At 46.3% G+C, this 14966-nt stretch carries 11 protein-coding genes; 5 read left to right on the top strand and 6 right to left on the bottom strand.

The genetic code is table 11. The features are described 5' to 3' along the window. Positions 1 to 190: 190 nt before the first annotated feature. Positions 191 to 1075 (bottom strand): helix-turn-helix domain-containing protein, encoded by an 885-nt coding sequence (locus CLV59_RS05020; RefSeq protein ID WP_111590893.1) that lies wholly within the window; start codon positions 1073 to 1075, stop codon positions 191 to 193. A 25-nt stretch (positions 1076 to 1100) separates the two neighbouring features. Further along, positions 1101 to 3212, bottom strand: a complete 2112-nt coding sequence (locus CLV59_RS05015; RefSeq protein ID WP_111590892.1) for an endonuclease MutS2 — start codon at positions 3210 to 3212, stop codon at positions 1101 to 1103. Positions 3213 to 3475: 263 nt separating this feature from the next. Here CLV59_RS05015 and msrA point away from each other — a divergent pair, with 263 nt between their 5' ends. From msrA to ygiD, 5 genes are all read left to right on the top strand, one after another. Further along, positions 3476 to 4123, top strand: coding sequence for a peptide-methionine (S)-S-oxide reductase MsrA (gene msrA, locus CLV59_RS05010; protein WP_111590891.1), 648 nt, complete (start codon positions 3476 to 3478; stop codon positions 4121 to 4123). A 68-nt stretch (positions 4124 to 4191) separates the two neighbouring features. Then, positions 4192 to 4626 (top strand): hypothetical protein, encoded by a 435-nt coding sequence (locus tag CLV59_RS05005; protein ID WP_111590890.1) that lies wholly within the window; start codon positions 4192 to 4194, stop codon positions 4624 to 4626. A 56-nt stretch (positions 4627 to 4682) separates the two neighbouring features. Then, positions 4683 to 5093: an Rrf2 family transcriptional regulator gene (locus tag CLV59_RS05000; protein ID WP_111590889.1), complete on the top strand. Its 411-nt coding sequence runs from the start codon at positions 4683 to 4685 to the stop codon at positions 5091 to 5093. Between the two features lie 54 nt (positions 5094 to 5147). After that, positions 5148 to 5792, top strand: a complete 645-nt coding sequence (locus CLV59_RS04995; protein WP_111590888.1) for a DsbA family protein — start codon at positions 5148 to 5150, stop codon at positions 5790 to 5792. 5 nt (positions 5793 to 5797) lie between these two features. Next, positions 5798 to 6619, top strand: a complete 822-nt coding sequence (gene ygiD, locus CLV59_RS04990) for a 4,5-DOPA-extradiol-dioxygenase (protein ID WP_111590887.1) — start codon at positions 5798 to 5800, stop codon at positions 6617 to 6619. A gap of 4 nt (positions 6620 to 6623) precedes the next feature. On the opposite strand, the gene CLV59_RS04985 is transcribed toward ygiD, so the two are convergent. The 4 genes from CLV59_RS04985 to CLV59_RS04970 all read right to left on the bottom strand — a co-directional run bounded on the left by CLV59_RS04985 (position 6624) and on the right by CLV59_RS04970 (position 14767). Further along, positions 6624 to 9020, bottom strand: coding sequence for an ABC transporter permease (locus CLV59_RS04985; protein WP_111590886.1), 2397 nt, complete (start codon positions 9018 to 9020; stop codon positions 6624 to 6626). Positions 9021 to 9147: 127 nt separating this feature from the next. Next, a complete protein-coding gene (locus CLV59_RS04980) occupies positions 9148 to 13806 on the bottom strand; it encodes a DUF3320 domain-containing protein (protein ID WP_111590885.1) in 4659 nt (1552 codons plus the stop codon). Between the two features lie 127 nt (positions 13807 to 13933). After that, positions 13934 to 14158 carry a hypothetical protein gene (locus CLV59_RS04975; protein WP_111590884.1) on the bottom strand — a complete coding sequence of 75 codons (225 nt, stop codon included), beginning with the start codon at positions 14156 to 14158 and terminating at the stop codon, positions 13934 to 13936. A 78-nt stretch (positions 14159 to 14236) separates the two neighbouring features. Then, positions 14237 to 14767 (bottom strand): hypothetical protein, encoded by a 531-nt coding sequence (locus CLV59_RS04970; protein ID WP_111590883.1) that lies wholly within the window; start codon positions 14765 to 14767, stop codon positions 14237 to 14239. Positions 14768 to 14966 lie beyond the last annotated feature (199 nt).

Raw genomic sequence — 14966 nt, 5'->3', positions numbered from 1 at the left:
ATACGTACAAGTGCAGCAATATGTTACTCCTGTAAAAAAATAATTAAAGCAATTCAGCAGATGTGCGGCTATCCGCTAACAAATTTTCATGGCTTTCAATTTTAGCATGACGTACGGGCAGCGTCATTGATTAAATTCACGATGCAAAAATAGAAAATTCTATTTATGATGGATTTAAATTTTTGCGGGTTTAATTGTACTTTTCACGGCTTTCTCGTTGAAACACTGCCGGCGTCTGTCCGGTATGCTTCTTAAAAAACCGATTAAAATAAGCATCATCTTCAAAATTCAGGTGCGAGGCAATCTGTTTTACAGAATGCTCCCCCCAATACAGCAGCCGTTTTGCTTCGAGGATACGTTTCTCGTCAATCACAAACTTCGCATTTCTACCCATCAGGGCTTTTACCGTATCATTCAAGTGGCCAGGGGTGACATATAACATTTCGGCATAATCCGACACCTGGGATTTTTCATGATAATGCTGATCCACCAGGACCTTGAACTGTCGCGCCATATTATATTGTGAGCTCTCCACACGTAACCAGATATTATCGCGGGTAACAGGCTCAGATATACGACCACAGGCAATTATAAAGGCATTCAGGAGATTACGGATAATCTCCTCCCGGCGGATGCGGTTACTCTCATACTCCCGCTCAATCAGCAGTGCGTAAGAGAGTAACTCATCCAGCTGGTCATTATTTAAGGGTATGACTCCGGAATTAAAAATACAACGCCAGCAACTTACCACTCCTTGCAGTTCGGATACCAGGAACTGATCGGTAAAATAAATACTGATCATCTCACAATCATCTGCCATCTCATGCAGATGTACCTGGTCAGGTTCCATCAGCATGACAGCCGGCGCCTGCACTTCGTGCTGGCGGAAATCGACCGACTGATGAATACTTCCTTTCACCACTATATCAATACTATATCCTGTATGCCGGTGCGGAATGGCAAAATCCTTCACCATCGGCTCACAGCCTTTCATTCGCGTTATCAGAAACGGAAAACCATCAGCACAGTCTTCCAGTCGATATACAGGTATGGGTGATTTGCTTGCTACTTCCATCTGGGTCAATTTTAAACGTCAATTACTATTCGTTTACTTTTTCCTGGACCACCACCAGATCACTGAGCTTCACGTTGATAGGTACTTTTCCTAACTGCACAATCGCACGTTTATCGCGGATTTCAATCAGTTTACCTACCTGACGGTTCGTCAAAATTTTCACCTGGTCGCCTACCTGGGCAGCGCCGCCCACTTCCTGGAATTTGTCGTTTACTTTTTTATCGAGCTTCTCATTCACCTGCTTTTCTCTGCGACGGAACAGCAGGATCTCTGCCTGCTTCATCACTTTCTCCCGCTCATCGTTTTTCTCGGCACGTTTCCATTCCACCACGATTTGCTTGAGCTTACGTTCCATGTCCTTCAGATATTGCAGGTCGTCTTCCTTAATCTTATTCTGCAATTTCAGGAATGTTATCTGCTGATTTTTGCGCTCTTTATCAGCCAGTTCCTCATATTCCTTCTTCAACCGTTCATTCTCCTTCAGGAGTTTATGAAGATCTTTCTTTTCCGTTTCCACTTTCTGGAGATCCTGCTCCGCCTTGTTCAGGAGCTTATCCAACTGAAAATGCCCTTCATCCACCAATTTCTTGGCACGGGCAATCAGCGATGGATGCAGCCCTATACGTTGGGCTATAGAGAAGGTATAGGAAGACCCAGGCTTACCAACCATCAGTTTGTACATCGGCATCAGGGTTTGTTCGTCGAAGCCCATCGCTCCGTTGATAATCCCTTTTACCTTATTGGCCATCACTTTCAGGTTCAGATAGTGGGTCGTTACAATACCAAAGGCATGTTTCTTCGCCAGTTCCTCCATGATGACTTCTGCAAAGGCCCCACCCAGGTTAGGATCGGAACCGCTTCCCAGCTCATCGATGAAGAACAAAGTCTTGCCATTGGCATTCTCCATGAAGTACTTCATATTTTTCAGATGAGAGGAGTAGGTACTCAACTCAAACTCCAGGGACTGCGTATCCCCGATATGAATCATCAACTGTTTAAAGATGCCAAGCTGCGAGGTGGGGTGCACCGGCACCAGCAATCCCGCCTGTAACATCAGTTGGATGAGACCTACGGTTTTCAGGGTCACCGTTTTACCACCTGCGTTTGGTCCGCTGATTACAAGAATATGGTTATCGTTGTCCAGCGTAATGTTTACAGGAATGGTAGGCTTACTGTTCTTGCGATTATACAACAACAATAAAGGATGGTAAGCCTGTACCAGATGCACCTGCGCATGCGGCACCAGCATCGGGTAGTTGCCATCCATGTCCAGCGCCAGTTTGGCTTTGGCACGGATAAAATCGTATATGCCCAGTACGTCGTGATAGCTGTTGAGCAACCCGCTGTACTGACTGAGCTGACTAGTCAGCTGGCGCAGAATACGATAGACTTCCCTACTTTCTTCCCTTTCGAGCGATTGTATATCATTGTTCAATTCAATGGTGTCGTCCGGCTCGAGGAAGGTCGTCTTCCCGGTATCGGATTCTCCATGAATGATCCCTTTCACCATTCGCTTGTTTTCCGCATAGATGGCCACTACCCTGCGACCATTCAGGAAGGCTTCTTCCTGATCCGCCAGGTAATTGAGTTTCTGTAACTTCTGCAGGATTCTTTCGAATACCTTGCGCAGTTCCATCCGCTTGCGGTACAGATTCATGCGGATTTTAGACAGTTCAGGACTGGCATTGTCCTTTACCTGACCTAATTCATCCAGCACTTCGTCGATTAAAGCGGTGATTTTCTTTTCATAATAAGTGTCTTTGATTACTTCATGCAGAGCAGGATACTGCGCTTTACGGTCATGATCAAAGAAACGGGTGATGCTATGCATGCTCTCCGCGAGTTTGCGGAGCTGCATCGCCTGATCACCAGCTAAAACAGCGCCTTGTATGGCTAATAGCCTCAGTTCACTTTTGAGATTCAGGACAAAATCATTCGGAAAATGTTCCTGTAAGAGGGTTAGCTGTTTATATTCGTGGGCCTGTTGGAGGGCCGTTTTTACATAATCTATGTGGGTATGCAGACGGAGTTCTGCAGCCATTCGCTTACCTAGCTCCGTTTTACAGTGCTCGCCAAGAAGCTCCTGTACTTTATCAAATTCCAACTGCATGACCGCAGATTCAGGAAAATATTTCAATTTCTCTTCTGTGTTTAATAATAATCCAGGCCACCCACCGCACGTGCTGCTATACGTTTGGTTATGGCCGCTAATTTCATTTACAATTCTCTGTTTGCTAAAGTTAAAACGCTGCTGCTGGGCAAAAAAGAATGTTAAAGTTACTTAACTTGTTGCTCTGTTGTATCATTTTACACGTAAATAATATTAGACGATGTAAATTTTGGGCATAATTCAGGTCTAACAAATACTGTCGGGCTATACCAATGATAAAACTGATTCTTATGCGAAAATACTCAATATTTATTTTCCTGATAACATTAGCGCTGTTTGCCTGCGCTCAAAATAAAAAAGAAAAAGTTCCAAAAGATATGGATGTAAATACGCACAACAGCAATTATCAGGTGGCAACCTTCGGTGGTGGCTGCTTCTGGTGCACAGAAGCGCAGTTTCAATACCTGGACGGAGTGGTAAAAGTGGAATCCGGTTATTCCGGCGGTTCCGTTCCCAATCCCACTTACGAACAGGTTTGTGAAGGCACCACCGGTCATGCGGAAGTTATCCAGGTCACTTACGATACCACCAAAGTGAGCTACGATGAGCTGCTCCAGGCTTTCTGGATCAGCCACGACCCTACCCAGCTGAATCGCCAGGGCAATGACGTTGGTACGCAGTACCGTTCGGTTATCTTCTATCACAACGAAGAACAAAAAGAAAAAGCGGAATATTACAAAAAGAAACTGCAGGAATCTGGCGCTTATGATAAGCCTATCGTGACAGAAATCGCGCCTTTCAAGGTATTTTATAAGGCGGAAGACTATCACCAGAACTATTATAACCAGAATGGTTCCCAACCTTACTGCTACTTCGTTATCAAGCCCAAACTGGATAAGTTTAAGAAGGTTTTCAAGGACCATCTTAAAAAGCAATAAACATTTCGGGAGCTAATCCCGAAATGTTTTGTTATCTTCCATCAGTTATAAAAACTGATATTCCATTAATGAGCACTGTACAAGACCTTGCCTCTGTCTGCCCTTTTTGCGGCAGCAATGATGTAATTCGCACTGTACCTGAAAAAAAATCCTCCGACGTTATTGTAGTGTGCAACCACTGCCACAGAGCTGTCCTGCCCGGTTCCCCCTCCACCAGAACGCAGATCCAGGCAAAAAAGGCCATCGCCGATCAGGCGGTAGACCTCTGTCTGAACCACGGCCTCATCCATGGCGTCCGGTACTACCACACTGAAATGAACAAGCTTGGCGGCCAGGAGATGACCCTCCTCCATGCCAAACAGGATGTAGATACCCTCCTGGCTTCAAGAGGACTCACCCACGCCATTAAAAAGCCTAATAAAAACGGATGCGTCATCCTGCTGATCGTAATGCTGCTGATAGCCGCTTCTGTGGTCTATTTCTTCCTTAGCCACCATCGATAATTTTTCTTTCTAAGGACTTTATTGTACCTTTGTACTGTAACAACATAAATTACAGAATGAATAACGGCAGATTTCCCATCTCTTTACATATTCTGACCCTGATGGCCAGGGCAGAAGGGGAATTGCTGTCTTCAGAACATATTGCCGGCAGTATCAACTGTAACCCAGTGCTGGTACGCAAGGAAATCAGTAATCTCCGCAACCATGGCCTGATTGAAAGTAAAGAAGGCAAAAATGGCGGCGCTACCCTTGCCAAACCAGCCGCTAATATCCTCCTGTCAGATATCTACCAGGCCGTACGACAGTCCTCCCTGCTAGGAAACAGCCGAAACACTCCCAACCCCGATTGCGAAGTGGGCAAACAGATAAATATACACCTGGATCACCTCTATGCCGAGGTAGAAGGCACTTTAATCCGTAAATTACAACTTGTTACCCTGGCTGATTTCAGTCAACAGTTCGGTTAAAAATTTTTTACACCAAACTGTAATATTAATAATTACATTTCTAAATATCGAAATATGAAATTGATTTATGTAATGGACCCCTATTGTGGATGGTGCTATGGCGCCAGTGAACAGGTGGAAAAACTGGCGGCCCACTACGGAGATCAACTCCAACTGGAAGTATTACCTGCCGGAATGTGGGCAGGTTCAAATGCAAGACCACAAAGCAGCCACCTGGCAAGATATATTCAATCACATGATTTGCAGGTGGCCAACAGAACAGGGGCGAAATTTACAGACGTCTATTTCCGTACCCTCCAGGATGCCTCCCGCGTACTCGATAGCGAAATACCCTCCAGGGCAATCGTGACCGTGAGTGATAAATGGCCGGCACTCCTGCTGACATTCATCCATGCAATTCAACACGCCCGCTTTGTAGATGGTAAAGACCTCAGCAACGACGATACCTATATCGCTATCGCCGAATCCCTGGGCATCCCGGCAGACCAGTTCCTGCAACATTTTCACAGCGATGCTATGCGCTTACAAACACTGCGCACTTTTGAAAAAGCAGCCACCTACGCACATAGCTACCCTTCCATACTGATGGTGAAAGGCACCAAACTCATTCCTATTGAACAAGGATATGAAACGGCGGAAACCATCATCCGGAAAATAAATCAACGCTTCAATGAAGCTTATGATATCAATCTGAACTAACGTTTATGCAACTGAACGAACTTAAAAATATCAGCGATAACTTCCCTGGCACAGACCTGATGCCAGTGATGTTTATAGGTCACGGAAACCCAATGAATGGAATCAGCGACAATGCTTTCACAAAGGCATTGGGACATATGGGTACATCCCTTCCGCATAAACCCAGCGCTATCCTGGTGATTTCGGCACACTGGCTGACAAAAGGCACCCATGTTTTGGTAGCACCGCATCCTAAAACCATTCACGATTTTGGCGGATTCCCACCAGCGCTGTACGAGGTGCAATATCCTGCCCCCGGCGCTCCTGAACTGGCAAAAGAAACAGGCAAACTGATTACCAGTACTACCGTTGTGGAAGATGACCACTGGGGCCTCGATCACGGCGCCTGGACCGTTTTGAAACATATGTATCCGGCAGCTGATATCCCCGTGTTTCAGTTGAGCATCGACTACCATCAGCCACCAGCATACCACTACAAACTGGCGGCAGAATTAAAAGCCCTTCGTAAAAAAGGCGTACTGATTATGGGAAGTGGAAATATCGTTCATAATCTGTATCAGATTGTTTTTTCACAACATGCCAAACCATTCGACTGGGCCATCTCCTTTGATGAAACAGTCAAACAAAAACTAATGACCCATCAGTTTGAAGATCTTGTCAATTATCATACGCTGGGCCAGGAGGCGATGTTATCAATCCCTACGAACGACCATTATCTCCCTATGATATACACTTTAGGACTCATCAATAAAGGGGAAGATATTCAATTCACTTACGAAGAAATTCAAAACGCCAGCATTAGCATGCGCTGCTTCCAAAGCGCCTGATCCATCAATCAGGCGATTTGAGACTCTGCGCCGGATTCGCTAACGCCGACCGAATGGCATGATAACTCACCGTAAGCAATGCGATTATAACCACCAACGCTGCGGTGAGTACAAATATGCCAGGACCGGCATCAATATGATAAGCAAACTGCATTAACCATCTGTCCATATACCACCAGGCCAGTGGTACCGCCACCAAAACCGCTACTAGCAATAGTTTCAGAAAGTCGGCCGACAGTAATCTCACTATTCCCCAAACAGACGCTCCCAACACTTTCCTCACTCCTATCTCTTTCTTCCGCTGTGCCGCAGTGAAAGCCGCCAGTCCCAATAAACCCAGACATGCAATGAACAACGCCAGCACCGTAAACACCAGGAATATTTTCTCCTGCACTTTTTCTCTGGCATATTGTTTCGCAAAAGTTTCATCCAGGAAGCTGTAATCAAAAGTATGTTCGCGGTCAAATTGTGAAAAGACTTTTTTGATATGGGCAACTGCCGCCGGAATGTTTTCCTTACTGACTTTCACATAGAGATTATCCTCCATCTTTACCACTGGCGCCATTTCCAGCACCAACGGCCCTATTTTATGCTGCAAGGAGTAATAGTGAAAATCATTTACAACGCCAACGACTACACGTGAAACTCTGGTATCTTTATCTACATTAAACTCCACTCGTTTTCCAATGGGATCTTTCCAATTTAGTTTCTTTACCAGCGTTTCATTAATCAGTACTCCGTTATAGCGATCGCCTTCCCCCTGTACACTGAAGTTCCTTCCTTGCAGGATTTTCAGTTCCATTGTATTCACGAAATCTTCATCTACAAAGAAGTTTTGTGCCAACATCGTTGCACTAGGCAGCTTGCCATCTACTTCAAAATAAAAACCATGGCCCCCGATATCATTCCCCCCCAGCGGATTACTCGCAGCCGCCACGCCTTGTATAAGATGATTTTGCAGTAGTTGCTGTTTCATGGCTGGAATATGATTGCGGCTCTCCACGGAAGGCAAATGAAAGGTCAGCACCTGGTCCCTGTTAAAGCCCATATTCGTATGCATGACGTAGTCCAGTTGCCGGTAAGCGACCATTGCGCTGGCTGTCAGAAGAATGGCAATACTGAACTGAAAAATCACCAGTCCTTTCCGCAACCGGCTATGGGAAGGAATATTGGCTTTGCCTTTCAAACTCCCCACCATATTGAACCCTGACATAATCAAAGAAGGATAGGCGCCGGATAAGAGTCCTGTCACGGCTGTAATCAGCAAAACAACGGCAATAGTGCGAACCATACCTGCATCCCAGACATTAAACTGTACCCCGGTAACATTATTAAAATAGGGCAACACGATATACACCGTCAGGCAGGCCAATATCGCTGCGAGGAAAGTAAGAATCATCGCATCCGCCATAAAGAGGCCGGCCACCTGCCATCTGCCGGAGCCCAGCGCCTTGCGTAATCCCACCTCGCGTATCCGGGAAACCGCCCTGGCGGTGGACATATTCATATAATTAATACAGGCGATCAGCAGAATGAGCACTGCCGCACACATGAAAATGTATACATAAATGATATTACCATTGGCCCCTATTTCATAGTCCATATTGGAATGTAAATGAATATCCTGCACAGGCTGTAACAGCATGTTATAGGTCACGCCCTCTCCCATATGCGCCTTCAGGTATTTATCATAAAAGCCCTTCATCTTTTGCTGCAACGTAGCGGCACTTGCCCCTTGCTTCAATAACAGGTAAGTATAGATATTGAAGTTCTGCCAGCCATCAGCCTGATAATCGGGCTGTAATACGCGCACCGCCTCAAAGTTGAAATGCGTATTCGCAGGAACATCCTGCACCACGCCGGTTACCCGAAATACTGCCGGAGGATTAATCACCACCGACTTCCCCATCGCATTTTCCACGGTGCCAAACATTTTACGGGCAAGACTTTCCGTCAGTACCAATCCTTCTGGCGCATTCATTGCCGAGCCTGGGTCTCCTGCCAGAAAATGATAGGAAAACAGCTGAAAAAAAGAAGGATCTGCTATAAAGAGAGATTTTATATCGAAGCGGGTTCCATTGGTTTCGAGGGTATTATTTCCATCTGCCACAATGCGGGTCATGGATTCCACTTCTTCATAATCTTTGGCCAGGACCGGCCCAAACGGCGCTGAAGTAGGCGCCAGATTGAGGTTCCCGCCAGACCAGCTGGCTGTATTCACCACCCTGTACAAGCGGGAACTCTTATCAAAGTATTTATCGTAGCTGGTTTCGTGATACACATACAGCCCTAATATCCAACATGCTGCCAGACCAATAGCCAGACCTGTAATGTTAATCAGCGTAAAAAACCGATACCGGATCAGATTACGCCAGGCAATGAGTAGGTAGTTGCGTATCATAATATGCGTTTACGATCATTTCTACACCAGCTATGCCAATCAGCTCATTTCTGCCCCACAAGGAAAAACACATGTAATTTTACATACATATGTCCGTTTTCATAACAGCACCTGTTCAATAATGTTATTATGCCTTCAGGTATTCTCCTTCCAGCTGGACTACATTATTCTCCACATTGGTGTCAATTGCTTTGAGGATTTCGGTCTTCATATCTTCTGTTACGCGACTAAAGCCAAACATACGGGCAATAAAAGGTACAGCGGCTTCAGGTTGTATAGCCACAGCATCTTTCACCACTTTTTCCAGCGCAACGCCCATCTCTTCTACTGCAATATAGTTTACTTTCCGGGCTGCAGACGGCAGTTCACTACGGTCACGGACCTCCGGAGAAGGCAGGTCGGTATGCCAGAGAAACTGTCCTTTAATTTTTATGCGTTTACCAGCATCCGCATGACGTACCGCATGACGCAATACTTCCCGGATGCGCGGACCTACGCGGGTAATGCCTGCCGCTTCCACCATACGCCGCGCCAGTTCGTCAAAATGAACGGGACTTTCCACTTCCACGACTTGTTGTATCCAGCTACACAACTGCCCCATAGAGGCCTGATGCAGTTCCTGCTGACGAATATCTTCCGGTAATTCCGCTGTTCTGTACAATTGGGAAATTTCTTTAGGCGCCGCTACAATGGTTCTTTCCATTTCAAGGTCTTCCTGAACAATTGCGGCGTCTTTATCAGCTGCTGCCTGATAAGTTTTGGCAGACTCGATGGCCTCCACCAGCCGTTCCAACTCAACGCCCGGATGGTGGAACCAGTCGGTACTCCAGATCCGGTGAATACGCCAGCCCATTGCTTCGAGGACTTGCTGCCGCAGCCTGTCGCGGTCCCTGGCGGAACGGGCTGAGTGATAAGCAGCGCCATCACACTCTATTCCCAGCAGATATCTGCCCGGATAATCCGGATCAACTACTGCGAGATCTATATAAAATCCTTTGGCGCCTACTTGTTTACGTACCTGATATCCTTTGGCGGTGAGCATTGCTGCTACATTCTCTTCAAAAGGACTATCTGCAGGCATGCCTGTTTCGGTAGTATGATTGAGTCGGCCATGCTGCGCATAGTACAGGAAATTCTTGAGCGCATGGATACCATAACTTTTCGTTCTGTTGACATCAATATCGTCGGAAGTGATATTGGTAAAGACTTCACAGCGTGTTTTCGCGCGGGTGATCAGTACGTTCAGTCGTCTTTCTCCACCATCGTTGTTCAGTGGCCCGAAGGACATGGCCACATACCCTTCCTCCGTACGTCCGTAACCGATAGAGATATAGATCACTTCTCTTTCATCTCCCTGCACGTTCTCCAGGTTCTTTACAAAGAAGGGTTCATCTGCATGGCCTGTGAAGAAGCTTTCCAGTTCAGGATGTTGTTTTCTTCTGAGCTCCAGCGCATCGCTGATCGCTTCCCGCTGTGAAGTACTGAATGCCACCACGCCTAAACTTTGATGTGGATAATGCTTCGCATGTGCAATAACGGCATCGGCTACACGTTCCGCTTCCAGCGGATTAGTACGCGTTTTACCGCGATCATAGGCTGTATCGGGGAGATGATGGAACACAAGACCGGCTTGTTCCTTTGTACCGGGACTAGGGAATATTACCAGTTTGTTATCGTAGAATTCATGATTGGATAAAGTGATCAGTGATTCGTGTCTGCTGCGATAGTGCCAGCGAAGCATACGTTGTGGCGCTCCCTGTGCATCACAGAGGCCAAGAATACTTTGCATGTCTGCCGTCACATTATCTTCATCGTCGGATTCTTTATTCAGTGAATCGAAGAAGCTGGTAGGTGGCAATTGTTTCGTGTCTCCCACTACTACCAATTGTTTTCCGCGCATAATAGCGCCAAGGGCGTCTACAGGTCTTACCTGGCTGGCCTCATCAAAGATGACCAGATCAAATTCCAGGGATTCCGGCGGCAGGAAATTCGCGATAGACATAGGGCTCATCATGAATACCGGCTTGATGGCCTGTATAGCCCAACCGGCCGCCTGCATCAATTTACGAACCGCCATATGACGAGCCTTTTTATTGAACTCCATTTTCAGGATATTCATTTGTCCGCCTGCCTCTGTTTTAGGCATTTGTTCCCAATGTTGCAATGCCACACGGACACGGTTATACTGTAAATTCAGCGTATCCAGTCGCTGGAACTGACGAACCAACTCTTCGTGGCTGGAGCGATTGAACTTCCGCAGTTCAGGGTGTAATCTTACCGCTTCTTCAATCAGGTATTCGTACCAGCTTTTCAGCAATGCCGTCTTCAGCCATGCACCAGCATCCAGCCATGACAGGGATGTTGTCACCAGGCATTCCAGGTTATCCTGGTGAGCGGTGGTGGCAATATTATTCCAGGCAATGGTATGCGTGATAGCCGGCAGTTTTGTCAGCCATTCCTGTAAAGTTTGTTGCTGGCCTGCAAAAGTATCCAGGCGCAGGGAAGGTGCAGGAAGACGTTGTTGTTCATCCATTTGGAGCGTATCCAGAACGGAATGCAGTTTAGCAGTAACGTTAGCTATCTGCTGACGGATATTAGTTTTTTCCTGTGTCGCGCGACCAGGATCTGCTTGTCGCTGTAAACACTCCACTACCGCAGCAGGAATGGCCCCTTGCTGGATACGGAGATGAACGTCTGTCAGGTAATCGGTGGCTTTATGCAGCAGCTCCCAGTTGGAGTGCAGCTTTTCCCATCGGGTACCGAACAGGGATTCCACCAGGGAATTATTTTCTTTCAATATAGCATCCTGTCTGCGGCAGGACATAATATCATCCACATATTGAAGGCGGGTGGTATTATCTTCCGGAAGGCCTTGCAGGCAAAGCGCAGCCAGTTGTTGCTTACTACGGCGATAGCTGCCGATGAGGAATTTATACCACTTATTGCCATGTGCCAGCAAATCCTGGCGCACTTGTAACAGCTCTTGTTCCCATGCTTCCGGGATCAGTATATTTTGATATTGTTGGCGTAAAGTAGCTGCTTGCTGGCCTGCCTCCAGGATTTCCCGGATCAGATGTCCCTGGTTGGTCCATGCAGGATGAGCAGCATTGATACCACGGATATCAGGCTGCGCACCAATAACTTCGCAGATATCCGCGAGTACTTCCGCAACGGCCATTTGTTGTGGAACGGGCAACTGTAGCCATTCTGCTACGTTGATGGATAGTTGTTCCAGCTGTTGAACGGCAGTACGTGTTTCTTCCAGCAGTGCCTGCACTTTCTCCTGTTCATGGGGGAGCAAACTGGTTAATCTGGCCCCCCGGAAAGGCGCAGTGGATGGCATTCCAATCATGCGCAGACAAGCCTGCATGCGTTCCGCGAGGGCTACAGCCTGATTGGCCCGAACAGCATTCCAGGTATTAATATCGGGAACGGTTATACGCGGTAATGGTACATTTGCTGCATCCTTGCGGAGTTGCAGCAGATAACCGATAATTTGCTGGGGGGTAAGTCCGCTATGTTGAATGGGCGTATTAATGGCGATGCAGTAATCGTTCAGTTCTTCCCGGGTGCGATCCAGCATGGTGAGTTCTTCCTGCAGTTTGGCTGCGTTGGGTTTTCCCAGTTCCATGACCCGGCGCAATTCCTGGTGGAGGACTTTCTTATTTGCTTTATGGCTATGTAGTTCCAGGCATGCTTCGCCGAGGTAGATATTATCCAGGCGGCGTTTCACGACTTCCAGGGCCGCGAGTTTTTCAGCCACGAAGAGGACTTTTTTTCCTCTGCCGATAGCATCCGCGATGATATTGGTGATCGTTTGAGATTTCCCGGTGCCTGGAGGTCCTTGTATTACGAGGTTTCGGCCTTGTTGCACGGCGAGCATCGCCATGATCTGAGAGCTATCGGCATCTACCACCTGGAATAGTTCTGCGGCATTGGTTTCTTTATCGATAAAAGCATCTTCAGGGATTTCCGGGGAATTCTCCTGGAATCCGCCGCCGAAGAGGCTGGAGATCACCGGATGATCTTCTGGTTTTTGTCCTGCGGGCCAGTTGCCGCTATCCAGATCGTTATAGATCATGAACTTACCGAAGGAGAAGAAGCCCAGTTCGATGGCATCGGGGATAACTTCCCAGCGGGAGAAGCCGTGGATGGCGGTAGCTACGCTGTTGAAATATTCATTGATATCGACATCCTCTGCATCCGGGAGTTCCGGGATATGGATACCGAATTCAGCTTTCATTTTAGCTTGCAGGGAGATATTTTCTCCTACTTCCTCGAGGGTATATTTTAGTCGGAACCGATCGCCTACATTGCTGCGGTCCAGTGAAACCGGTACGAGAATGAGAGGGGCTTGTCGTGGCTCCTCGCTGGATGCCGTTTCAAACCATTGCAGCATACCGAGGGAAATATAGAGGATGTTTACCCCTTGTTCTTCCAGGCTGGTACGTGCCGCGTAGTAGGTATTCAGTAGTTTATGCTGAAGGGTGATATTATTTTCATTGGTCTGCAATTTGGTATCCGTATAACCTTTTTCCAGGGCTTCCGGAGAAGGTGTGGGGACTGGGAGGTCCTGAGGGTTGGCTGTCTCTCCAACGGCTCTCCCGGCGAAAGTCATGGCTTTATTTTCGCGTACCAGCAGGTGGTAAATAGCGGCAGATTGTTCCTGCACGATGTGCAGGCCTTTGCCGGTGGGTAACTTATAATTGAGCAGGGGATTTCTGAGGCCGAGGTCCAGCAGTTCTTTGCGGGAGGCTTCCAACCTGCTTAAAATGGATCCGATCATAACAGCAGTGAGAAACTGTAAAAATATGGTTTATTTCCTAAAACGGGGAACAGTATACGTGCAGTATGTGGAAGTCCATAAAATAAATTAGGCAGCGTGTTTTCGCTGCCTGGGTATGATGTGAATACTAAGCGTATGGGGAGTTGTCCGGGACTTCCCAGAGTGGATAGGTAATGCCGAGCAAATCGTTCTCTATCATGGGAGGATGATTAAGCATAAATTGCTTCTGTACCTCGGTTAAGGAGGGATGCTGTAATATCCAGTTTTTACTTAAAGGATTATGTGGATCTGTAAGTGCAGCAGCCTTACGTTGTTGGCGTTTAATATACCACTTAACAAATTTGCGATACATAAATATTCATTTAATAGTTAATAAAATGGATGAATGTTGAAATTCTGGAATATAAATGTTTGAAGCAGCAAACTGCTATTACATAAAAAAACGAATGGCAAGGCAAATAAAATAAAGTGCAAAAGCAATAGCAGTGAAGAAGAAACTACGTGTATAGCAAAGCCGTTTCCATTCCATTTGTGAGTGAAATTCTGCTGCGACTCTTTCTATATCTGCCAAATAATAACTGGACAACTCTTTGTCGATAACTGTTGATAATGGAATTTGATGTTTGGGCACTGCTTTCTCAAGAAATTTTTTGAGCACATTCGAATAATAAGCAGGCCCCTCAATAGCAATCTTTTCATCAGGAATTAAAAGCAGAAATGTAAATAGGATCGATAGTCCATAACACAAGGCAAAAAGCAAAAAAGTCCACAACATAAAGTTGTTCTTAAATCCCGCTGTTAATACATCTCTACAAATTGACCATAGAGAAGCCGACATCGCTGAGTAAATCACGACCATAACGGTGAATTTACTACTGAACTGTTGACTGGCAGCTAAATACTCTGCACATCGTTTTTCATTTACCTCAATGAGGTAATCATTACTGTAAAAGGATTTCATGATCTGGTTATTTTTAAGCATCAAATGTAGGAGAACACCATAAAATAACCTTATTCATTTCTGTTCATTTTTGAATGATCCGTTCATTATCATTCACACTGAATCGCGCTATCAGCAAGATAATGAACAGATCAAATTGAAAAGAGGTTTTTCAATAATTTAGCACGGATCCGATATTACATTTCTCTTATCTTAGCAT

Source organism: Chitinophaga dinghuensis, from assembly GCF_003259435.1.
GTDB lineage: Bacteria > Bacteroidota > Bacteroidia > Chitinophagales > Chitinophagaceae > Chitinophaga > Chitinophaga dinghuensis.
Note: the sequence above shows the minus strand (reverse complement) of the source record. Positions and strands in the feature narration are given on the sequence as shown.